We start from the raw sequence: 21,999 nt of genomic DNA on the forward strand, positions 1-21,999 counted from the left end.
GGAGAAGGCACTGTGGACATTGAGGCATGGCTGGTAGACCTCGGCCTGGGTGAATACGCACCGGTTTTCCGCGACAACGACGTTGACCCGGAGGTTCTTTCCAAGCTGACCGCCGAGGACCTGGCCGCGCTCGGGGTCACATCGATCGGCCATCGGCGCAAGTTGCTCAGCGCCATTGCATCCCTCGCTGACAATACAACCCTGCCCCGGATGGCTTCGCCACCGCCGGCGGCCTCGGATTCCCGCGCAGAGCGGCGGCAACTCACCGTGATGTTGGTGGACCTCGTCGGTTCGACCGAGCTGTCGCAGCGGCTCGACCCAGAGGACACACGCGAAGTCATCCTCGCCTACCAGCAGGCGGTATCGCGCGAGATCGCCCGCTACGACGGGCGGGTGGCCAAGCTGATGGGCGATGGGGTGCTCGCCTATTTCGGCTGGCCGCAAGCACACGAGGATGATCCCGAGCGCGCTGTGCGCGCGGGCCTCGCCGCCGCGTCCGCGACCGCCCGGCTGGCCAGCCCCGGCGGAACGCCGCTGGCCGCGCGTGTCGGCATCGCCACGGGACTGGTCGTCGTCGGAGACCTGATCGGAGAAGGTGCGGCGCAAGAGGAGGCGGTCGTCGGCGACACGCCCAACCTTGCAGCTCGGCTACAGGCGCTGGCCGAGCCGGGCTCTGTGGTTGTCGCCGAGGTTACGCAAAGGCTCGTCGCGGGTCTGTTCACCGCGACCGATCTCGGCGAGCACAAGCTCAAAGGCTTCAGCGCCCCAGTGCGGTGCTGGCGCATCGCTGGCGAGACGGGCGCCGAGAGCCGGTTCGAAGCGCGTCACGCCGTGCTGCCCCCGCTGGTCGGCCGGCAGGAGGAGTTCACCTTCCTGCTCGAACGGTGGCATTGCGCGACATCGGGCCAGGGCCAGGTCGTGCTGCTCAGCGGCGAGGCCGGCATCGGCAAGTCGCGCCTGCTCGCTGCGCTCGCGGCCCAGATCGCGGCCGGGCCGCATTCCGAACTGCGCTATTTTTGCTCGGCCTACCACACCAACAGTGCACTCCATCCCCTCATCGCGCATTTGGAGCGAGCGGCGGGGTTCAGGGGCGACGACAACGCCGACACACGACTCGATAAGGTCGCAGCACTGCTTGGCGCGACCGGCGTAGAGACGGGAGAGGTGCTGCCGCTGCTGGCGACGCTGCTTTCGATCGATGCAGGCGGGCGGTACCAACTCCCGAAGTTACCGGCACCGACGCTGAGGGCGCGCACGCTGGCTGCCTTGACACGGCTGGTCGAAGCGTCCGCGACGCAGGCGCCAGTGCTCGCGCTCGTCGAGGATGCCCATTGGATCGACCCCACTTCGGCCGAATGGCTGGAGACACTGGTGGAACGGTTCGCCGGTCTGCCTGCCTTGCTGGTGGTCACCGCGCGGTCCGAATTCGAACCCCGCTGGAAGGCGCGGTCGCATGTCAGCGTGCTGCGGCTGGGGCGGCTCGAACCGAGCGATGGCACGGCGATCATGGAGCGGGTGGCGGGTGGCAAGAAGCTGCCGCGCGACATCGCGGACCGCATCCTCGCCAACACCGAAGGGGTGCCGCTGTTCGTCGAGGAGCTGACGCGGACCGTGCTCGAGTCCGGCCTACTGATCGAGGCGGGCGATCGATATCTGGCGATCGGGCCGCTGCCGGCGATCGCGATCCCTTCGACGCTGCAGGATTCGCTGATGGCGAGGCTCGACCGGTTGTCGCCCGTGAAAGAGACGGCGCAGATCGGCGCCTGCATCGGCCGCGTTTTCGGATATCGGCTGCTCGCCGCAGTGAGCGGTGCCGGCCAGGACCGGCTCGACGATGCGCTCAACCAGCTGGAACACGCCGAGCTGGTGTTCCGTGGGGGCACCGCTCCGGAGGCGACCTATACGTTCAAGCACGCGCTGGTGCGCGACACGGCCTACCAGAGCCTGCTGAAGAGCCGGCGCCAACAGATCCATGCGAAGGTCGCCGCGGCGCTGGAAGCCGAGTTCGCCGAGATCGCCGAGGCCGAGCCGGAGACCGTCGCGCAGCACTACACGCTTGCCGGTCTGGCGGCTGAGGCCGCGTCGTGGTGGCTGACAGCAGGCAAGCGAGCGATGACAAGGTCTGCCAACCGCGAAGCCGCGACGCACTTCGGCAAAGGGCTGGAACTCGTTGTGACCTTGCCCGCTTCCGAGACCCGTCTGAGGCAGGAGCTCTCCCTGTGGATGGCAATGGGCTCGGCCCTGATCTCCGTGAAAGGCTGGGCCGATCCGGAGGTTCTACAGGCATTTGCGACCGCGCGCGAACTCGCCGAGCGGCTCGGCGACAAAGCCCAGCTGTTCGCCGCCGTCCGCGGTGAGAGCGCCTTCCGTACAATTTCTGGCCACCTGCGCGTCGCCGAATCGCTCGCCGTCCAATGCAAGACGCTCGGCATGGAGCTCGCACAGGGATCCGGTGACTCTGCCTACCTACTGGAAGCACACCACCAGCTCTGGGGCGTCAACTTCTATCTCGGCGACTACGAGGCCGCGGAATCCTTCGCCAACTATGGCCTCGCCACTTACGACTACGAGCGGCATCGCCACCTCGCGTGGGGCTATACCGGGCACGATCCCGGGGTCTGCTGCAGGTCGTTCCGCGCACAGATGCTCTGCATACGCGGCAAGCAGGACATGGCGATCCAACAGTCACGGGAAGCCATCGCCCTAGCCGAGCGCGTCTCGCACCCGATGAGCCTAGCCCAGGCGCAGATGGCCCTCAGCGTCGTCCATTTGATGCGGCGCGAGCCCGACGAGGGGCGACGGTGGGCGGAGAAGGCCATGGCAGTGTGCACCGAGTTCGCCATTCCGCTGCTGCTCGGGCAGGCTCGCGTCTTCTTCGGCTGGGCGCTTGCCGCTCTCGGTCAGCTGGACGATGGCATTCGCCAGATGCGCGAGGGGATCGCGGCGATCGCCGTGACTGGCGCCGACATGGGGATGGCCTACTATCTTTGCGCGCTCGCCCGCGCGTGCGGCGAACGCGGCGAGGCAAGCGAGGGGCTTGCACTTCTGGAGCAGGCGTTCGACGCGCTCGCCAAGTCCGACTCCAATTATCAGCTACCGGAATTGTTGAGCGCCAAAGGAGAGCTGCTATCGCGGGTGGACCCGCGAGACGATGCCGTCGAAGGCTCATTTCGCCAATCTCTAGCTGCCGCCCGCGAGCAAGGTGCGAAACTGGCCGAACTGAGATCCGCGCTTCGCCTCGCCCGACTTTGGTCCGTTCGCGGGCGCGGGAGCGAGGCGCGAGATCTGCTCGCACCCGCCTACGCGGCATTCAACGAGGGTTTCGACACGCCTGACCTAGCGGAGGCAAGAGGCCTGCTGCAACGGCTGTCGCATGCAGCGGCAGCGCCGTAGCCAAGGTGCTTTCGGGAGGAGCGCCATGTTCAAGCAAATGTGGATCGGCCTGCTCGCGGGCGTAGCGCTGCTGGCTGCGGGTCGGCCGGCCGCAGCGACCGAGCTCACCATCCTGTGGGCGGAATGGGATCCGGCCAACTATCTGCAAGAACTCGCCAACGACTACGAGAAGGAAACCGGGGTCAAAGTCATGGTCGAGACCGTGGACTGGCCCGGCTTCCAAGACAAGGCATTCATGGAATTCAATGCCCATGGCGACTCCTACGACATGGTCGTCGGCGATTCGCAGTGGCTGGGAGCCGGCGCGACGGAGGGCCACTATTTCGAGCTGACCGATCTCGTGCGGCAGCTGGACCTCATCAACGTCATGACGCCCGCCTCAATGACCTACTACTCGGAATACCCGAAGGGCAGCGGCCGTTATTGGGCCGTGCCGCTCGAAGCCGACGCGATCGGCTGGGCCTATCGCAAGGACTGGTTCGAGGATCCCTCCGAGATGAAGGCCTTCAAGGAGAAATACGGTTATGACCTCGCCCCACCGAGGACCTGGATGCAACTGCGCGACATCGCCGAGTTCTTCTACCGACCACACTCCAATCCGCCGCGTTACGGGGTCGCCATCTATACGGAGCAGCACGGCGACGGGCTCATCATGGGCTTCATGTCCGAGTTGTTCAGCTACGGGGGTGAACTCGGCGACTATGCCACCTGCGCGGTTGACGGCATCGTCAACTCGCCGCAGGCTGTTCGGGCATTGAAGGCTTACAAGGAACTCTATTCCTTCACGCCGCCGGACTGGGCCAATACCACCAATCGAGAGGAAGACCTGGCCATCACCGGAAATCTCGCGGCAATGAGCATGAATTTCTTTGCCTTCTTCCCAGCGCTGGTAAATCCGTCGATCAATCCAAACGCTTCCGTCACCGGGTTCTTCGCCAGCCCGGCCGGCCCGGGTGGCGACCGTTTCACGGCGCTCGGCGACCAGGGCATCTCGATCGTGTCCTATTCGCACAAGCAGAAGGAAGCCAGGAAGTTCCTGGAGTGGCTATCTCGCGATGACACTCAGCAGAAATGGGCCGATCTCGGCGGCTATACTGCCGACGCGCGGATCTTGGCATCGCCGAGATTCCGCAACGCTACTCCCTATAATGACGCTTTCTACCAGAGCCTCTTTGTCGTGAAAGATTTCTGGGCGGAGCCCTATTACGCCAAGCTCATCGACCAGATGAACGCACGTCTCGGACCCTACATGCTAAAGGATGGCGGCTCGGCAAAGGAGACCCTCGACGGAATAGCGGCGGACTGGAAGGCGACCATCGCCGAGCACGGCTGCAAATAGCCGTCCCTGGATTGAAATGGCGTCGTCATGTGTGCGAGGCACACCGTGGCCTAGCCCGCGAGCGGCGGCGCGCGAATGTCTCTTTCCCGCGAAGAACCGTCTCGCGAAGCGGGCGAACGCACGTCCACATCTGGCGCAACTGCGACCACTGTTATTGGCGCAAAGCTGACACTTATACCCTGCGCCCCGCCCTCACCCCCCAGCCAGCCTCGGCAGCAAAAATATCTCCGCGCCCGGCGGCAGTTTCTTCGACCACGTATCCCGATAGATCGTCCCGTCGATCGCGACGGCAATCCCGCGATCGATCCATGGCTCCAGGCCGGGATACTGTTCAGCGAGTTTCCTGAACAGCTCCCTTATGTCCTTGGCCTCGACCTCGACCTTGCTCTTGCCTCCGGCGGTCGTGGCCAGCGCGCCCCAGAGCGTGACTTCGACCATAGCCGCTTAACCCTGCCCTAGCCTTCCCGTTCCGCCTCGATGGCCGCCAGGATGCGGGGCGGCGACATCGGGATGTGGGTCATGCGCACGCCGGCCGCGTTCGAGACCGCGTTGGCGATCGCCGCCAGCGGCGGCACGATCGAGGTTTCGCCGACGCCGCGCACGCCATAGGGGTGGTTGGGGTTGGGGATTTCCAGGATCTGCGTGTCGATCATCGGCAGGTCGGAGCAGACCGGGATGCGGTAGTCGAGGAAGCCGGCGTTCTGCAGCCGGCCGTCCTTGCCGTAGATATACTCCTCGTTGAGCGCCCAGCCGATGCCTTGCGCCGCACCGCCCTGGTACTGGCCCTCGACATAGGTCGGGTGCACCGCCTTGCCGGCATCCTGCACCACCGTGTAGCGGATCACCCTGGTCGCACCCGTCTCGGGGTCGACCTCGACGTCGCATATATGGGTGGCGAAGGAAACGCCGGCGCCGTCGGCGACGAGTTCGCTGTGGCCGGCGATCGGCCCGCCGGTCTTGCCGGATTGCGCCGCGATCTCCTTCAGCGACAGCTTGCCGAGATTGCCGTGCTTCTCGCCCTTGGCGACCGCGTGGCCCTGCTCCCAGGCCACGTCGTCGACGGCAATATCCCACATCTGCGCGGCGCGCTCGCGCAGGATTTTTATCGCGTTGCGGGCGGCCGAGATCGTCGCCATCGAGGACGAGAACGTGCCGCGGCTGCCGTCGGTCATGTCGTTGTAGCCGAGGCTCGACGTGTCGGCGACGATGGCCTTGACCTGTTCGTAGGCGATGCCGAGTTCCTCCGCCGCCACCAGCGACAGCGAGGCGCGGGAGCCGCCGACGTCGACCGTGCCGACGGCGAGCGAGACCGAGCCGTCCATACCGATGTTCAGGTCGGTGCAGGTCTGGCCGCCGAAATTGAACCAGAAGCCGCAAGCCATGCCGCGCCCCTGGTTCTCCTTGAGCGGCGCCTTCATATGCGCGTGGTTCTTCACCGCTTCCAGCGTCGGGCCGATGCCGATCGGGCCGTAGACCGGGCCGTAGGACGACCGCGTGCCTTCCTGGGCGGCATTCTTGATGCGGAACTCGACCGGATCCATGCCGAGCTCCTTGGCGAGCTCGTCGACGGTGCTTTCCACCGCGAAGGCCGCCATCGGCGCCGACGGCGCGCGATAGGCGGCGGTCTTGGGCCGGTTGACCAGCACTTCGAAGCCGACGGTCTTGACGTTGTCGAGCTTGTAGCAGGCGAACGCCGTCATGGCGCCGATCTCGGCCCAGGTGCCGGCATAGGGGCCGCTGGTGTAGCGCAGAGTCGCTTCGGCCGCCGTGATGGTGCCATCCTTGCGGGCGCCGATCTTCACGTCGATCGAGGTCGCGCTGGTCGGGCCCGACGCGCGAAAAACCTCGTCGCGGGTCATCACCAGCTTCACCGGGCGTCCGGCCTTGCGCGAAAGTGCCAGCGCCACCGGCTCGGCCCAGACATGGGTCTTGCCGCCGAAACCGCCGCCGATCTCCGAGGAGGTGACGCGCAGCTTCGAGGCTTCCATGCCGAGCAGTTGCGCGCAGTGCTGGCGGTAGACGAAATGGCCTTGCGTGCAGACCCAGAGGTCGGCGGTGCCGTCGGAGCTGACATTGGCCACGCAGGCATGCGGCTCGATATAGCCCTGGTGCGTCTGCTCGGTCTTGAACGAGCGCTCGACGATGAAATCGGCGTGGCCGAAACCCTGATGGACGTCGCCATGGCCGAACTGCGAGCGCTTGGTGACGTTGGACGGCTTGACCGGCTTTTCCTCCAGCCCCTCGGTGAAGATCGTGTCGTTGATCAGCGGCGCATGGTGCTGCATCGCCTCGTCGACATCGGTGACATGCGGCAGCACCTCGTAGTCGACCTCGATCAGCTTCAGCGCTTGCCTGGCCGTGTGGGCATCGATCGCGGCGACGGCGGCCACCGCATGGCCGTCATAGAGCGCCTTGGTGCGCGCCATGCAATTGTCGAGGATGTCGTACATGGCGGCATCGCCATCGGTGAGATCAGGCAGGTCGGCGGCGGTGATCACCGCCTTCACGCCGGCAAGCGCTTCCGCCTTCGAAGTGTCGATCTTCCGGATCTTGGCATGCGCGTGCGGGCTGCGCAGCACGCGGCCGACCAGCTGGCCGGCCATGTTGAAGTCGGCGCCGTAGCGGGCGCGGCCGGTCACCTTGTCGACGCCGTCGGGACGGATCGGGCGCGTACCGACGGAAGCGAATTTACGCCCTGAAAAACGCGGATCGAAATTCATCTCAGGCTCCCTTCATTACGGTGGCGGCATCCTGGACAGCGCGCACGATCTTGTCGTAGCCGGTGCAGCGGCAGAGGTTTCCGGCAAGCCCGAAGCGGATTTCCTCCTCGGTCGGGTCGGGGTTTTTCGCCAGCAGGTCCTTCGCCGCGATCAGGAAGCCGGGCGTGCAGATGCCGCATTGCAGCGCGGCGTGCTCCAGGAACTTCTGCTGCAGCGGGTGCAGCTTGTCGCCATGCGCCATGCCCTCGACGGTCTCGATGCGCCGGCCTTCCGCTTCCGCGCCGAGCACCAGGCACGAACACACCAGCCGGTCGTCGACGATGACGCTGCAGGCGCCGCAGTCGCCGGTGCCGCAGCCTTCCTTCGCACCGGTCAGCCCGAGCCGGTCGCGCAGCACGTCGAGCAGCGTCTCGTCGGGCTGGCAGAGATATTCGACGCTGTCGCCGTTGATTGTGGTTGAAACAGCTACACCAGCCATCATTTGCCTCCTGCACGTGCATAGGCGGTCTGTGCGGCCCGTTTGGCCAGCACGCCCGCAACCTTGCGCCTGAACTCGATTGTGCCTCGCTTGTCGTCGATGGGCCGGCAGGCCCCGGCGCAGACCTTGGCGAGCCGCTCCAGCGCTGCTTCGTCGAGCTTGCGGCCGATCAGGGCCTCGGCCCCTTCTTCGACCAAAAGCACGGTCGGCGCGGCGGCGCCGATCGCCACGCGGGCCGCCGTCACGACGCCGGCTTCGTCCAGCGTCAGGTTCACGCCGGCGCTGACCACGGCGATGTCCATCTCCGTGCGCGGAATGAACCTGAGATACGCATCGGCCGAGCGCGGCGCGCGCTTGCCGAGCAGGATCGCCTCAATGATCTCGCCCTTGGCGAGCGATGTCCGGCCCGGCGCGGTCGGCACGGTCTCGACGGCGATGGTGCGCTTGCCCGACGGTCCGACGACCACGGCCTTGGCGCCCGCCGCCACCAGCGCCGGCACGCTGTCGGCCGCCGGCGAGGCGTTGCAGAGATTGCCAACGATCGTGCAGCGTCCCTGCACCTGCTTCGAGCCGATCAGCTTCGCAGCTTCGACGACGCCTGGCCAAGCCTTCTTGAGCGCGGCGTTCTCGCCCAGCACGGCGCAAGGCACGGCGGCACCGATGCTGAAGCCGTCGGCGGTTTCCCTGATGTCGCGCAAGCCGGCGATCGACTTGATGTCGATGATCAGTTCGGGTTCGACAAAGCCGCCCTTCATCCTCACCAGAAGGTCACTGCCTCCGGCAAGGATGGCGGCCGGGCCAGCCGATCCGGCCAGTTGGCCGACGGCGTCTTCGATTGAAAGCGGACGTATGTAGCGCATCGTCTCCCCTTGGTATGGCGATTTCAGCGACCGTTATAAACAATCGCCTCATAATGACCATCCGTTTCCCGGGCCGAGGCGATTGGGCCAGGTGCGGCAAAATGCGGTCCACCTGAACGGAAGTCCGCCCAGGGAAGCATAGGTGCAGGGCCGCATTAAGGCTTGACCGGATGATGCCGCGCGTCAATCCTCTGTCCCAGGGGAGGAGTTTCCATGCGACGTCTCTTGGCTGTGCTTTGCGCCATGCTGCTGGCCTCGCCGGCTGGCGCCGCGACGCTCTATTACGGCTCCAGGGTCGGAATGGAGCTTACCATCGTCAAAAAGTCGGGCATCGGCTCCACGCACGCCAGCATCCTGGCCAGACACAGCAGGCCGAACGCCCGCGTCTACTGCCGCGAATATGCCCACGACTTCACCGAGGCGTGCGTCGACGCGGAGATGACGGTGCCCCTGCACTTTGAAATCACCGCCAACTGCAAGACCGGCGAGTTCACCACCTTCTATGGCGCCAAGATGCTGTTCCAGGGCCGCAACAAGGGCACCGATGTGTCAACCGATTACCGGATCACCGCCGTCGACGAAAAAGTGGTGCTCGATGGCTCGGGCGCCTCGGGCTACGACTATACGCTCGACCAGTTCAAGGCGCTCTGCCCCAACCGCGTGAGATAGCGGGCGCGAACGTTTCTAGCCCGCCAAAGCCCGGAACTTGGACCGTGGCAGGCACGGCAGTTTATCGCTAGCACAGGACCGCAGTGGAGGCGAAAAAGCATGACCCTGACCAATCGCGACATCGTCGAACTGACCGGGTGGCGGCGCAAGCTGCACCGGCAGCCGGAAATCTCGAACGAGGAGGAAAAGACGGCGAAAGAGGTCGTCGCCTTCCTCGCCGACACCAGGCCGGACAAGGTGCTGACCGGCCTCGGCGGCCACGGCGTTGCGGCCATCTACGACAGCGGCAAAAACGGACCAACCGTCCTGTTTCGTTCAGAACTCGATGCGCTGCCGATCGAGGAACTGTCCGGCGTGCCGCATGTATCGCAAGTGCCGGGCAAGTCGCATATGTGCGGCCATGACGGGCACACCGCCATCCTGGCCTCGCTCGGCCGCCAGTTCGGCCGCGAGCGGCCGGCCAGCGGCCGCGTCGTGCTGATGTTCCAGCCGGCGGAGGAAACCGGCAATGGCGCGGCCGGCGTCGTCGCCGATCCGCGCTTCGGCGAGATCGCGCCCGATTTCGCCTTCTCGCTGCACAATCTGCCCGGCGTGCCGTTCGGCGAGGTCAGGCTCAAGCCCGGCGTGGTCAACTGCGCCTCGCGCGGCATGCGCATCGTGCTGGAGGGCAAGACAGCGCACTCCTCCATGCCCGAGACCGGAACCTCGCCCATGCTCGCGATCAGCGAGCTGATGCCGGCTCTGCCCGCGCTCGGCCGCGCAACCTTCGCCGACGATGATTTCTCAATGGTCACCGTCACCCATGCGCGGATGGGCGAAGCCGTGTTCGGCATCGCGCCCGGCCACGCCGAGGTCTGGGCGACGCTGCGCACCCGCCGCGACGAGCGCATGGCCGATCTCTGCGCCGCCGCTGAGGCGCTGGTCACCGAGATCGCCGACCGGCACGGCCTCTCCGCCAGCTGGGATTATCACGAGATCTTCGTCGCCAGCGTCAACGCGCCCGACGCGGTCGAGCATCTGCGGCGCGCCCTCGACGAAGAGAGCGTCGCGCATGGCGAGGAAGCCCTGCCGATGCGCGCCTCGGAAGATTTCGGCCTGTTCGGCCACAGCGCCTCGTCGGCGATGTTCTTCCTCGGCGCCGGCGAACGCCACCCGGCGCTGCACAATCCCGACTATGACTTTCCCGACGACCTGATCCCGATCGGCTCGAAGATTTTCATGAGGACAGCGCGCAACCTTCTCGGCTGATTTCAACGGAACCCGGCCAGCACCGTCGCCAGCACCGCCACGCCCTGCCGCAAGGCCTCGGCGTGGAGCCCGGCATAGCCCAGGATGAACCCCGCCAGGGCCGGCTGCGGCCCGGCCGGGTCGTAGAGCGGCAACACCGGATGGAGGCCGATCCCGGCGGCGTGCGCGGCCGTGACGATCGCCGCAACGCGCCCGGCGCCGACGCCGTTCACCCAGATGACAAGATGCAGCCCCGTGTCGGCGCCCTCGATGGTGACCGACGGGCCGAGATTGTCCGCCAGCGCCTTCAGCAGCAGCGCCCTTCGTTCGGCGTTCTTCCTGCGGATGGCGCGCACGTGGCGCTCATAGGCGCCGCCGGCCAGCATGTCGGCCAGCGCCTCCTGCTCCAGCAGCGGAGAGTGCCGGTCCGTCAGCCGCTTGGCGGCGCTGAAAGCCACGCGCAAGCCGGCGGGCACGACGAGATAGCCGAGCCGCAGCGTCGGCGACAGCGTCTTGGACAGCGTGCCGGCATAGATGACCGTGTCTGCGTCCAGCGTCTGCAGCGGCGGAATGGGTGCGATGTCGTAGCGGTATTCGCCGTCGTAATCGTCTTCGATGATGTAGGCGCCTTCCCGCGCGGCCCAGGCCAGGAGCGCGCGCCGGCGCGTCGCCGACAGGATGCCGCCGAGCGGAAACTGGTGCGAGGGCGTTACATAAGCGAGCCGAGCCGGCGGCAGCGCGTCCGTCCTCAGCCCGTCGCGGTCGACGGCGACGGGCGAGGCAACTCCGCCCGCCGCCGCGAAGGCCTGGCGGGCAAGCAGGTAGCCGGGGTTCTCGATGACGAAACGGTCGCCGGCGTCGAGCAGCAGCCGGGCGCAGAGGTCGAGGCCCTGCTGCGAGCCGTTCACGATCACGATCCGGTCCGGCGTGCAGCTGATGCCGCGGGCCCGCCAGAGATAGCCTTGCAGCGCGGCGCGCAGAGCGGCGGATCCCTGGGGATCGCCATAGGCCAGCCGCGCCCCGCGCCGCACGCTGGCCCTGTTCATGGCGCGCCGCCAGGCCAGCACCGGAAAGTCGGCGCCCGACAGGTCGCCATAGCGGAAGTCCGCGACCAGCGCCGGTTGCGCCAAGGCTGGCGCCGGCAGGGCAAGCAGGCGTTGCGCGAAGGCCGAGAGGTGCCGGGGCAAGGCCGCCATGGCGGGCTTCGGCGCCGCCGCGGCCCCTAACCCTTGCGCCACTTCCGCGCGCGCCCCGGCCCGCGAGGTCAGATACCCCTCGGCGATGAGCTGGCTGTAGGCCGCCGTCACGGTCGTGCGCGACGCACCCCATTCGGCGGCGAAGACCCGCGTCGACGGCAAACGGTCGCCCGGCTGATAGGCGCCGCTGTGGATCTGTTCCTTGATCGCGGCGATGATGCGGCGCGCGGTTCCGTCGCCAGTCAACTGGACCACCTCAACTGGACCATCCAAACTCTTTAAAACTGGATATTCCAACAGGCCAGATTGTGTGGCATCTTCCCCTGCAATGCAAGGAGTTCGAAAATGTACACGCCGCCCGCCTTCCGCGATGACGACAAGGACAGCATCCTGGCTACGATCCGCGCCGCGCGGCTGGCCAACTTCGTCACCGCCACGGCGGACGGGCCGCTCGCCACCCCCCTGCCCCTCTTTCTCGACGAGACCGAGGGCGAGCATGGCGTCATCCATGGCCATATGGCCAGGGCCAACCCGCAGTGGCATGTTCCTGCGATTGGCGACGGGCTCGCCGTCTTCATGGGGCCGAACGCCTATGTGACGCCGGCCTGGTACGCCACCAAGCAGGAAACCGGCAAGGTCGTGCCGACCTGGAACTACGCCGCGGTCCACGCCTATGGGCCGGTCGAGTTCTTCGACGATGCGGACAGGCTCCTGGAGGTCGTCACCCGGCTGACGAACCTGCATGAGGGCGCGCGCGCCGCGCCCTGGGCGGTGTCGGACGCGCCGCCCGACTTCATCCAGTCGCAGCTTCGCGGCATTGTCGGCCTGCGCATGCCGGTCGTCAGGCTCGAAGGCAAGCGCAAGATGAGCCAGAACCGCAACGCCGCCGACCGCGCCGGCGTGGCCGCCGGGCTGGCCGCGAGCGAGCGGCCGTCCGACCGCGAGGTCTCGGCCCTCATCCCGTCGTGAAGGCACGACGCCTCGCCTGATGCGGCAGCCCGCGTCAAGCGTCGATCCGGCCCGCGACCTATCGGCGTCCACCGCCGCCGCTGGAGTATCCGGCTTCCCTTGCCAGCACCAGTTCCGCGTCGTCGAGAACGTAGCTGGTATAACGGTAGTCGCGAATGAAGCTGATCCGGCCGTCGCGCCATTCCAGCCACATGAAATGATGCGGCTTCGGGGCGGCCCGGTCCTCGAACACCGCGATCACCTCGCGGCCCTCGACCCAGGCCGGCCGGAGCCACAAGCCGTCGCTCTTGGCATAGATCGTGAAGAACATGCCGACGTCGGCGGCGCCCGCGCGCGGCGGGTGCATGGACTGGTGGAGCTTCACATCATCGGCGAGCAGCGCGCGCAAGCCGTCCCAGTCGCGTTGGTTGAACAGATTGACGTAGCGCACGGTGGCCGCCGATGCGATGCGTGCATCGGGAAGCGGCTTGGCCTCGGCGTTGATCCGCCGAAGCCGGGCGCGGCCGCGCGCCAGATGCGCCTTCACCGCATCGACCGTGACGCCAAGCAAAGCGGCGATGTCGGCCAACGGTTCGTCGAGCACATCCTTGAGGATGATGACGCTGCGTTGCGGCACCGGAAGCTCCGCGAAGCGCGACACGGCGGTTTGCACGGCTTGCCTGCGCATCAGCATCTCCGCCGGGTCGGCCTCGTCGGCAATCTCAAGCGCCGCCTCGATGGGCTCCGCAGCGCGGATCGCGCGGCTGCGCAAAAGATCCAGCGCACGATTGTGGGCGATCCGGAACAGCCAGGGCCGGAGCTGCGGCACCTCGCGCAATTCGTCGAGCGCAACGAAGGCGCGCGCGAACGTGTCCTGCACGACATCCTCGCCGTCGATCACCGAGCCCATCAGCCGCGAGCAATAGCGGTGCAGCTCCGGCCGCAAGGCCGCCGCAAGGGCAAGCAGCCCTTCCTGCCGGTCGCGCTCCACGGGTCGCTTTCCGTCGCTCAAGGACCCTCCATGATCGTTACGCCCGCGTCGCCGCTGAGGCCGAAGACGACGCCCTCGGCATATTGCGGGTCTTCCAGCACGGAAACCACCCTGTCGCCGAACGCCCGGGGCGGCATCGGCGCGCCGAAACGGGTGACGAATTGTTCCGGCGTGATGCCCATCGAGCCGGCATAGGCGCCGGCGCCCGCATCGCCGATCCCGGTACCGAGGATCATCTGGCGGGGCAGGATCGCCTGAAAGCGTATGCCGAGGCCCTTCTCCTGCGCCACGCCATTGGCGTATTTGGCCATGAACCAGAGCATCCGCTTGGAGCCACCATAGCCGCCCGACATCTGCGACCCCGTGACGGCGGCACCGCTCGACCCGACCAACACCCGGCTGCCCGGCTTGAGCGGCAGGTTCAGCGCCGCCTGCAGCCAGTAGAGCCCGGCCTTGACGTCGGTCTCCCAGGTGACGGAGAAATCCTCCCACTTCAACTGGTCCAGCCGCCCCATCCGGGGCGTTGCACCGGCGTTCAGCACCACTATGTCAGGGCGGACCTCGCCAAGGATGCGATAGGCCGCGTCCTCGTCCGTGACATCGGCCGCGACGGTGGCGACCCCAAGCCGCGCACCGACCGCATCCAGCGCCTCGGCGCCGCGCGCGACCACGGTTACGCTGGCCCCCTGCTCGACCAGCGCTTCGACCAATCCGAGGCCGAGCCCCCGGCTGCCACCGGTGACCACAATCTTCTTATCCCTGAGGCTCATTGACCCTGCTCCAGTGCTTCACTGTAGCTAAGACGTTTGAGGGTCGGGAAAAGAGTCAGGGGATTGGGTGATCGCGTCAGCCCGCAACAAGATCGACAGCCCACGCCGCTGCTCCCCATTGATCTTGACGAAAATTGATGCGCCTGTTTGAGACACTGGAGCGCGATTGGGGCATGTGCTCCCATGGGAGATGACGAAGTGGTGGGGAAGCCGTGAAGCGCATCTTTCGATTGTTTGCCGTGGTAATCATGGCGTCCGCGGTGAGCAGTTGCACCAGCATTTCCTACTACGCGCAATCGTTGGAAGGTCATGTCCGGATCATGGCCGCGCGCGAAGATGTCGGAAAACTGATCAAAGCCCCTTCTACCCCTGAGGCATTGCGCACCAGATTGACGTCGGCGAACGCCATAAGACGGTTCGCGACGGACGAGCTGGCACTGCCCGAAAACAGCAGCTACCACAGCTATGTCGACATCCGCCGGGACGCTGTGACCTGGGCCGTTTTTGCCGCGCCGCAATTCTCGCTCACGCCAAAAACATGGTGCTTTCCGGTTTTCGGCTGCGTTCCGTACCGGGGTTATTTCGATCGGAAATCCGCAACCGAAAGCGCCGTCGCACTTCATGAACAGGGGCTGGACGTCTATGTCAGCGGCGTCACCGCATATTCCACACTGGGCTGGTCCAGTGACCCGCTGCTCAGCACCATGCTGCGTCAGGACGACACCTATCTGGCGAGCCTCATCTTTCATGAACTGGCGCATCAGCGCCTCTATGTGAACGGCGATTCCGCATTCAACGAGGCCTTCGCGGTTGCCGTCGAAACCACCGGCACAAGAAAATGGCTCCGCGCGGCCGGCGATCGCGCCGGATTGCGCCGCTACGAAGCCGATCGCAAGCGCAGCGCCGATTTTGTCGCACTGGTGTCGAAAACGCGCGACGAGTTGCGGCAGGTCTATGAAAGCTCCCGTGCCCCGGATGAGATGGCGGCGGCCAAGGCCGCCACGCTCGACAGGCTTCGGATGCGCTATCGGCAAATGCGCGACAAACGATGGGCCGGATATCGGGGATACGACGCCTGGTTCAATGCCCCGATCAACAACGCAAAGCTCGCCGCGACCGCCGTCTACGGTGAACAGGTTCCTGCGTTTCTTCGCTTGTTCGACCTGTGCTCCGGCGATTATCCAAGGTTCTATGCATCCGTTCGCCGGATCGCGAATTTGCAAAAACCTGCCCGCGCCGAAGAGCTCAAGACTGCGAGGTCGTGTGATTGACTTGAACAGCATGTGGTCTGGTCTTTGGCATGCTCCGATCTCAGCCCGGGCCGCGAGCGGATGGCTCTAAGCCTGGCTCGCCAGGAGTGACGTTCCGATGTCTGCGTCGAGCGCAAAACGCTGGCAATGCTCGCCGTCGGACTCATCGATGAAGCTCTCGATATGTTTGAAGCCGAGCTTCGCCAATATCCGCAGCGACACGACATTGCGCGTCACCGCCTCGGCCGTCACCTGTTCCAGAGCCAGGGTTTCAAAAGCATAGCGAACGACTTCGCGCGCGGCCTCGCTGCCCAGTCCCTGCCCCCAATGCGCACGCGCCAGCACAAATCCCAATGCGGCCGCCTTGGCGTCGGTTGCGAAGGACAGGGTTATCGTCCCGATCACTTCCGATGCCCGGTCTATGGACCACTGGATCGCCTTGCCGTCGGCGAAGCGCTGACGCGAAAGCGCGAGCCATCGCGCGCCCGCGCTTATGTCGTCGGGAACGGGATCGCCGGCAAGGGAGGCGGATTCGACATCGGTGGCGCGCGCAAACCATGCCGGGATATCGCGTTCGCTCGGCGCCCGTAGAACGAGCCTTGGTGTGGTGAGCCTGGGAACTGCTTTCATCGGAGGCATTTTCGATCCGGGGCGGCGCCAAATGCAACGGCGATGGCAGAAGCGGCGGCTGAGCGCCAAGGGCAACACTTAAACGAGGTAACTTGGTGTGGCCGCCATGGCAAAACCGATGGTGTTTGGCAAGTCGTAGTGTCGAACGGGCTTGGTCAAAAAGTCGGACGCTCCCGCCTTTATCGCCCATACGCACATGGTGACGTCTGCGTAGCCGCTGATGAAAACGATCGGAAGCCTAACGTCGGGAAATGCCCAGCGCATCGGCCTTGTCGGTTACGGTGGCGAGACGAACAGGATACAATGCTATTTGGCAGCGGCTGGTCGAGGAAAGCCTCACCGTCATGAAACCGATGAACGAAGAGCATCTTGCGGTTCTGCGCAGGCACATGGTCGAGATGATTGCGATCCATGCCGACCTTGCAAGCGAAGAACTCGGCAAGGCAACGCTCGATGAGCGCGTGATGGCATCGATGCAGCGGGTCCCGCGACATCTCTTCGTGCCCTCTGCGGTCGCGCCCTATGCCTACCAGGACATGCCGCTGCCGATCGGCTTCGATAAGACTGTGTCGCAGCCCTTCATGGTCGCTCTGATGACCGATCTCCTTACTCCCCAAGCGCACGAAACGGTGCTCGAGATCGGGACTGGCCTGGGCTATCAATCCGCCATCCTCGCTGAACTCGCAGGACAAGTTTGGAGCGTCGAAATCATCGAGGAATTCGCGAGCCATGCCGAGGCTCTGCTGCAGGGCCTTGGCTTCTCGAATGTCGCCGTTCGTGTCGGAGACGGGTCTCGCGGCTGGCCCGAGCACGCCCCATTCGACAAGATCCTGGTTAGCGGAGCAGCTGAGCGGACGCCGCCGGCTTTACTGAATCAGCTCAAGCCAGGGGGACGCCTTGTTCTGCCTTTGGCCTCTGAAGAAGTACAGTTTCTGACTGTCATCGACAAGGATGCTGCTGGGCAACTCGAGACTCGGAAACTCATCCCGGTTCGGTTCAGCCGGCTTGAAACCATCTAACGAGGTGCGCACCGTCAGCCGGGTGCCGGCAGCTCCGCACTCTTCTCGTCGCAATCCTCCGACTGTCAAACTCGATCCTCGTAGAACTCAATGGGGAGACCGTCGGGGTCTGCCACGAAGGTAAACGAACGTCCTGTGTGAGGGTCTATGCGGACCGGCTCAACGTCGACGCCTCTTGCCCGAAGCAACCGGGCTGTCGCCTCTACCGAGTCGACCGAGAATGCTACGTGTCGTAGTCCGCATGCTTCAGGCCTGGTCGGCCGGCTGGGTGGCATGGGAAAACTGAATAATTCGATCTGGACGAGACCATTCCGCAAGTCGCACTTCCAAGATTGCTTTTCGGTGCGCCAATTTTCGTCGACGATGACGAAATCGAGTTTATTGTAGAACTCCTTCGACAGCTCGTAGTCACTGCAGATGATTGCAATATGATGGATTCCTAGAAGCATCGATCTAACCCCACATGAGCATGGTCAAGCCTGACGCCGCGGCTAGAAAGTCAGCCAGCCCTTTAGGATGACAGATAACGAGCCCAGGCCCAAACATGCGCGCTCAACGGCCGGGCCCGCTTCGGCGCCAGTGAGGCGGGCCCACAGCAATTGACAAATCAGGACTCCCCGAGAAGGCCGCTGCCGAAAAGCGGCGAGCTTTTTTCACGGTTGGCAACAGCCCGACGAAAGGCAAGTTCGGGCGAACGCAGCCGTTGTCCCTTCGCTGCTGGCCACGCGGGCAGCTTGGCCGGCCCGCGCCTGTCGACGGAATCTTCCGTCCTGGGAGCCAGGGATGATCGGCATTAAAGCATAATCAGTGGTCTGATCGGCTGGCAAGATGTGGGGCGGCGATATGGATGACGGTCACCGGGACGAAGGTTGGCAGCGGCGCAGGATTCGGAGCAACCCCTCCGCCGCCCGTTGACCTAACCGGCCGATATCCTCATCACCAACGACCCGATGAGCCAACGAAGCCTCCTCGGAATCGACGCGCAACAAATGCGCTGACTGGGTTCCGCCGCGTTTGTCGAGTTGGATAGCTCAGCCGACAGTCTTTTGCCAAAGTACCAAAAAATTGACATAAATTAGTAATCGCTAATACAGAATACACTGCTATTTTATGTGACATAGAACATGTGCTGAGAGTTCGAGCCGGGTACATCCGGTTCGACCTCAACAAGGGGTGCAGATTGCGAAGGCACGCAGCTGTTGCTGGACGCAAGCCGAACGGCGGCGCCGCAGAGGATTGGGGCTCACTCGGGGCATTGGTTGCGTGCTGTGCTTCAGGCCCCTCTCTGTCCAGGTGCCAATGATGGCCGATGGTGAGCGGACTCATACTGAACCGGAGACGAGTTCTTGGACCGACCGCAACAGGCGTCTCGACCCATCGCGCCTGCCGGAGACCGTGAGCTATACCACGCGCGACGACTATGGCGACGTGACCTTCACGCTCAACCAGCGTGGTGTGGTGGTCCGCCGCACGCAGGATTTAAGCAGCGTGCCGGCAATCATTGCCCTTCCCGCCAAGACTTTCAGCGGCGTGGCCGCCTGCGCGATGGAGGATCCGGATGGAAAGTTCACAGCGGAGCTCAAGCTTCTGCACAACGATCCGATGCTGATGGTGCCGCTGCTGGTGTCCGACGACCTCGAACTTGTTGCCGCCGACTGGCGTGCCTGGGCCGAGGCCTACCGACTGCCTATGCTTCTGCTTGGCGCCGACGGCATTGCCCGAACGCTTGAGGAAACGCTCGGTCCCAATGTCAACGCGCTCTCACCCCAGCAACCGCAACATGGGCCGCGTCTCGACCAAGCGCCCAGGCTTTCCAAGGCTGGCCTGATGAACAAACTGACGTCACTGGTGTAATCCAAATTACGGCAATCAGGATTACGCTAGTCCAGGCGACCAAAGTAAGGACGGCTATGCGGCCGCGACAAGCACTAAGGCCGGGACAAGCCACTGGAAAGATACCGCTTTCGGAGCACCAAGATTCCGATCGACTCCCATGGAGTGTCCAGGAAGCGTGGCCATGCAAAGGCTCATACGAACCGCGACGCTCTGGCGAAGGTATCGGCCGTTGCCGCTGTCCGCAACGCTGCATCCAATTCTGCGCGGCTCTATCCGAACGGCGGGACAAACCAGGATTCAGCATCAGTTCACCGCCGAGGGGAGCACATCCGCACGTTGATCCGGCTCGCTAATGACGACCTCGTCCTGGTGGACTACGCGAGAGTGTTTTCAAAGCCGACGATGTGTTGAGTTGGCAGGGTCCAGCCGGACCAAGCGCCTGACCCGAGATCGTTTGATAGATCAGCCGTCAGATGTGTCCCGTCCCTGTTGACGATGCCTGACAGCTGGTTTGAATCCGTCAACGCCTCTTTCGCCAAAAGTCCGCTGTACTGGACCGCTATCTGCGCAAAAGCCTGGATCGCATGGTTGTTGGTAGCATCTGGTGAGGCGGGAGGGATGTGACTGCCGGACCCTGGCCGCCAATGCAGGGCACCTGAGCCTCGCGCTGCTTAAGGTCACGTCGGCGGCTGGACGAGCTGCGGCAGGACTTCGGTTCAGGCTGGGTCTCCGCGCCCTTTGCGTCCAAACTGCATTCCACGGAATAGAATTCCGCCTTTTCGACGCAGGTGGGCAACCTTTCCTGCACGATGACGTTTCGAGGGATGATCGTTGCATACGATCGAAGTAAATCGTGAGGAGATGAAAGTGACCTTCAAAATGCTCACTATGGGCGCGATGGCGCTCACAATGATGACTGGCTCGGCGCTGGCTGCATCTGGCACCTCCGCGCTCGACGATCCGGCAAAGATGTCGCCGTTCTTCACCGATGCCGGCATGAAAACACTCAGGTCGGAAGCGGATTTCAAGACCGCATGGATGTCCATGAAGCCAGATGAAAAGAAGGCGGTGTTGAAAGACTGCGGCGATACCACGATCAACAAGTCGCATGCAGATTTCTGCGCGATGGCCAAGAAGATGGGTGGCTGAATCTGCGGGAAAGGCGGCTGTTTCGCGCCGCCTTTTTGCCACAGATGCGTATCTTATCGAGCGGTTTGAAGGTACCGGTAAGAGCGCCTATGGTGCCTCGAATGGAGGCGGCGAATGGCGTTCACCGTTATTTGGTATGGAAGACAGGGCATCATCGACAAGGTGATCTTTGACGCCGAAAAGGTGGCAAAAGATCACGCAATCGCTATGTTTCAGACCCGAAGGGGTGACGAGGGGATCATTTGCGTTGAAGTTCGCAAGGACAATGGAACTGTCGTCTTCAGCCATGCTGAAAATTAGGATGGCTACTTACCCAATCGGCACGCTGAGCCGCTCGCCGTCTCAAGGTAACGGTAAACGGTTTAACTCGCCTTCCCGGGAAACCGTTTCACGCTTTTCCTGGAATGCTCTAAAGATCGAGTTCCACCATCATTCCACGCTCCTCCGCCATTTCCAGCAACAGATCCTGCAGGTCTTCGATGGTCAGCGCCGCGCCGGCTGTCGCCGGCAGTTCCTCGATAGACTCCTTCATCGAAATCACGGAGGCCCCGGTTTTCTGCGAGAGCAGCCGTGCGATGGCCGCGCGGACAAGCGCATTCTGGCCAGGCATGATTCCCCTTTCATGCGATGATAACGGCACCATTATCTTTCATGCTGTATGCCTTGTCGCAACTTATGAGAGCGTTCATTCACGCTTGCAAGCGTCTCGCTGACATTCGTATGAGAGACAGCCGCTCGACAGCGAGAGCGACGGCACCCCGCTGTCATCGGGCTCCATGCTGGCGAGCAGAGCCAGCGGCACTTCGTGCCGATGGAGCCCGATCAAGGTCCTGCCTTCCACCGTAACCGGCAATTCGGTGTATCTGTCGAAAATGGAATACTTGCCTGTCGGCTCGTACAGGATCTCGAAACGCTCCAAAATCGCAAACCTCCTCCCGGGGAGGCTGTTACGCACGCGTCCATCAGAGGTTGCATAAAAAATCGATTCTTTCCGGCCGCGTGCGGCCGATCAGGGGTGGGCGCCCTGAACCGCCTCGGGCCGGCGGCGCATCAGCAGATAGAACGCGGCGACGTGCGTGATCATCAGCAGTGGCACATAGAGGATCGGGATCGCGTAGGCGGCGCCCAGTTCTCCTGCCAGATCGGGAAGGTCGAGCTGGACCCCGTGATAATAGTCGACGACGATGTCGACGGTTCCCACGAGATTGAAGGCGACGACGAGCGGCCAGAATAGCTGATGTCTCCGGGCCGTCAGAAGCGCCAGCATGGCCAGCAGGCCGGTGGCGAAGTCACCATAAGCCGCGAGGACGGCGAAACCAGCCGGCAGATTGGGCCCGACGACACCCGGAAGCATGAAGACAAGCCCGAAGAAGCGGAAGCTGTGCAGGGTGGCGATCGCGCGTTGCGCCTCGAGGTGGTCCATCGCTTTGAGCCTCGGCCAGACATAGGTGCCGAAGCACAGCAACCATGGCACGTAGCCCAGAGCGAGATGGATATCGAAGATCATTGCCGGCGACATTCCCG

General features: G+C 64.1%; 22 protein-coding genes. 10 read left to right on the forward strand and 12 right to left on the reverse strand.

What is annotated here, in order from left to right:
• Positions 1-12 precede the first annotated feature (12 nt).
• On the forward strand, positions 13-3,393 hold the full coding sequence (locus tag FJW08_RS16040; RefSeq protein WP_140811408.1) for an adenylate/guanylate cyclase domain-containing protein: 3,381 nt from the start codon (positions 13-15) through the stop codon (positions 3,391-3,393).
• Between the two features lie 25 nt (positions 3,394-3,418).
• A complete protein-coding gene (locus FJW08_RS16045) occupies positions 3,419-4,732 on the forward strand; it encodes an extracellular solute-binding protein (protein ID WP_140811410.1) in 1,314 nt (437 codons plus the stop codon).
• 192 nt (positions 4,733-4,924) lie between these two features.
• Here the strand turns inward: FJW08_RS16045 and FJW08_RS16050 are convergent, their stop codons facing one another.
• Genes FJW08_RS16050 through FJW08_RS16065 form a run of 4 tightly spaced genes read right to left on the reverse strand, consistent with a single transcriptional unit; the run spans position 4,925 to position 8,790 of the window.
• The gene (locus tag FJW08_RS16050) at positions 4,925-5,170 is read right to left on the reverse strand and encodes a MoaD/ThiS family protein (RefSeq protein WP_140811411.1); all 246 of its coding nucleotides are present in this window, start codon (positions 5,168-5,170) and stop codon (positions 4,925-4,927) included.
• A 17-nt stretch (positions 5,171-5,187) separates the two neighbouring features.
• Positions 5,188-7,452 (reverse strand): xanthine dehydrogenase family protein molybdopterin-binding subunit, encoded by a 2,265-nt coding sequence (locus FJW08_RS16055; protein WP_140811412.1) that lies wholly within the window; start codon positions 7,450-7,452, stop codon positions 5,188-5,190.
• Position 7,453: 1 nt separating this feature from the next.
• Positions 7,454-7,930 (reverse strand): (2Fe-2S)-binding protein, encoded by a 477-nt coding sequence (locus FJW08_RS16060; protein WP_140763913.1) that lies wholly within the window; start codon positions 7,928-7,930, stop codon positions 7,454-7,456.
• Complete coding sequence (locus tag FJW08_RS16065) at positions 7,930-8,790, reverse strand: xanthine dehydrogenase family protein subunit M (RefSeq protein WP_140811413.1); 861 nt, start codon at positions 8,788-8,790, stop codon at positions 7,930-7,932. The genes FJW08_RS16060 and FJW08_RS16065 overlap by 1 nt, the downstream gene beginning before the upstream one ends.
• A 213-nt stretch (positions 8,791-9,003) precedes the next feature.
• Between FJW08_RS16065 and FJW08_RS16070 the strand changes: the two genes are divergently transcribed.
• Entirely contained in the window at positions 9,004-9,459 is a 456-nt protein-coding gene (locus FJW08_RS16070) for a hypothetical protein (protein ID WP_140811414.1), read from the forward strand.
• 99 nt (positions 9,460-9,558) lie between these two features.
• Positions 9,559-10,707 carry an amidohydrolase gene (locus FJW08_RS16075; RefSeq protein WP_140811415.1) on the forward strand — a complete coding sequence of 383 codons (1,149 nt, stop codon included), beginning with the start codon at positions 9,559-9,561 and terminating at the stop codon, positions 10,705-10,707.
• A 2-nt stretch (positions 10,708-10,709) separates the two neighbouring features.
• On the opposite strand, the gene FJW08_RS16080 is transcribed toward FJW08_RS16075, so the two are convergent.
• A complete protein-coding gene (locus FJW08_RS16080; protein ID WP_140811416.1) occupies positions 10,710-12,128 on the reverse strand; it encodes a PLP-dependent aminotransferase family protein in 1,419 nt (472 codons plus the stop codon).
• Positions 12,129-12,227: 99 nt separating this feature from the next.
• Between FJW08_RS16080 and FJW08_RS16085 the strand changes: the two genes are divergently transcribed.
• Complete coding sequence (locus FJW08_RS16085; RefSeq protein ID WP_140811418.1) at positions 12,228-12,851, forward strand: FMN-binding negative transcriptional regulator; 624 nt, start codon at positions 12,228-12,230, stop codon at positions 12,849-12,851.
• Positions 12,852-12,909: 58 nt separating this feature from the next.
• Here FJW08_RS16085 and FJW08_RS16090 read toward each other — a convergent pair whose 3' ends face one another.
• Positions 12,910-13,842, reverse strand: a complete 933-nt coding sequence (locus FJW08_RS16090) for a sigma-70 family RNA polymerase sigma factor (RefSeq protein ID WP_140811419.1) — start codon at positions 13,840-13,842, stop codon at positions 12,910-12,912.
• Positions 13,839-14,591: an SDR family NAD(P)-dependent oxidoreductase gene (locus FJW08_RS16095; RefSeq protein ID WP_140763892.1), complete on the reverse strand. Its 753-nt coding sequence runs from the start codon at positions 14,589-14,591 to the stop codon at positions 13,839-13,841. Before FJW08_RS16095 ends, FJW08_RS16090 begins: the two co-directional genes overlap by 4 nt.
• Positions 14,592-14,839: 248 nt before the next feature.
• On the opposite strand from FJW08_RS16095, the gene FJW08_RS16100 reads away from it, so the two are divergent.
• On the forward strand, positions 14,840-15,862 hold the full coding sequence (locus FJW08_RS16100) for an aminopeptidase (RefSeq protein WP_140811511.1): 1,023 nt from the start codon (positions 14,840-14,842) through the stop codon (positions 15,860-15,862).
• 66 nt (positions 15,863-15,928) lie between these two features.
• Here FJW08_RS16100 and FJW08_RS16105 read toward each other — a convergent pair whose 3' ends face one another.
• Positions 15,929-16,471: a GNAT family N-acetyltransferase gene (locus FJW08_RS16105; protein WP_140811420.1), complete on the reverse strand. Its 543-nt coding sequence runs from the start codon at positions 16,469-16,471 to the stop codon at positions 15,929-15,931.
• 344 nt (positions 16,472-16,815) lie between these two features.
• Between FJW08_RS16105 and FJW08_RS16115 the strand changes: the two genes are divergently transcribed.
• A complete protein-coding gene (locus FJW08_RS16115; protein ID WP_140763862.1) occupies positions 16,816-17,490 on the forward strand; it encodes a protein-L-isoaspartate(D-aspartate) O-methyltransferase in 675 nt (224 codons plus the stop codon).
• Positions 17,491-17,555: 65 nt separating this feature from the next.
• Here the strand turns inward: FJW08_RS16115 and FJW08_RS16120 are convergent, their stop codons facing one another.
• On the reverse strand, positions 17,556-17,939 hold the full coding sequence (locus FJW08_RS16120; RefSeq protein ID WP_140811422.1) for a VOC family protein: 384 nt from the start codon (positions 17,937-17,939) through the stop codon (positions 17,556-17,558).
• Positions 17,940-18,792: 853 nt separating this feature from the next.
• Here FJW08_RS16120 and FJW08_RS16125 point away from each other — a divergent pair.
• From FJW08_RS16125 to FJW08_RS16135, 3 genes are all read left to right on the forward strand, one after another.
• Positions 18,793-19,344, forward strand: coding sequence for a DUF6101 family protein (locus FJW08_RS16125; RefSeq protein WP_246682366.1), 552 nt, complete (start codon positions 18,793-18,795; stop codon positions 19,342-19,344).
• Between the two features lie 849 nt (positions 19,345-20,193).
• On the forward strand, positions 20,194-20,475 hold the full coding sequence (locus FJW08_RS16130) for a hypothetical protein (protein WP_140811423.1): 282 nt from the start codon (positions 20,194-20,196) through the stop codon (positions 20,473-20,475).
• Positions 20,476-20,589: 114 nt separating this feature from the next.
• A complete protein-coding gene (locus tag FJW08_RS16135; protein WP_140811424.1) occupies positions 20,590-20,775 on the forward strand; it encodes a hypothetical protein in 186 nt (61 codons plus the stop codon).
• A 109-nt stretch (positions 20,776-20,884) separates the two neighbouring features.
• On the opposite strand, the gene FJW08_RS16140 is transcribed toward FJW08_RS16135, so the two are convergent.
• The 3 genes from FJW08_RS16140 to FJW08_RS16150 form a co-directional block, all read right to left on the reverse strand.
• Positions 20,885-21,085 carry a hypothetical protein gene (locus tag FJW08_RS16140; RefSeq protein ID WP_140811426.1) on the reverse strand — a complete coding sequence of 67 codons (201 nt, stop codon included), beginning with the start codon at positions 21,083-21,085 and terminating at the stop codon, positions 20,885-20,887.
• Positions 21,086-21,160: 75 nt separating this feature from the next.
• Complete coding sequence (locus FJW08_RS16145; protein ID WP_140811427.1) at positions 21,161-21,394, reverse strand: hypothetical protein; 234 nt, start codon at positions 21,392-21,394, stop codon at positions 21,161-21,163.
• Positions 21,395-21,484: 90 nt separating this feature from the next.
• The gene (locus FJW08_RS16150) at positions 21,485-21,994 is read right to left on the reverse strand and encodes a hypothetical protein (protein ID WP_140811428.1); all 510 of its coding nucleotides are present in this window, start codon (positions 21,992-21,994) and stop codon (positions 21,485-21,487) included.
• Positions 21,995-21,999 lie beyond the last annotated feature (5 nt).

Origin of the sequence: Mesorhizobium sp. B3-2-1, from assembly GCF_006439515.1 — a bacterium.
Taxonomy (GTDB): Bacteria; Pseudomonadota; Alphaproteobacteria; order Rhizobiales; family Rhizobiaceae; genus Mesorhizobium.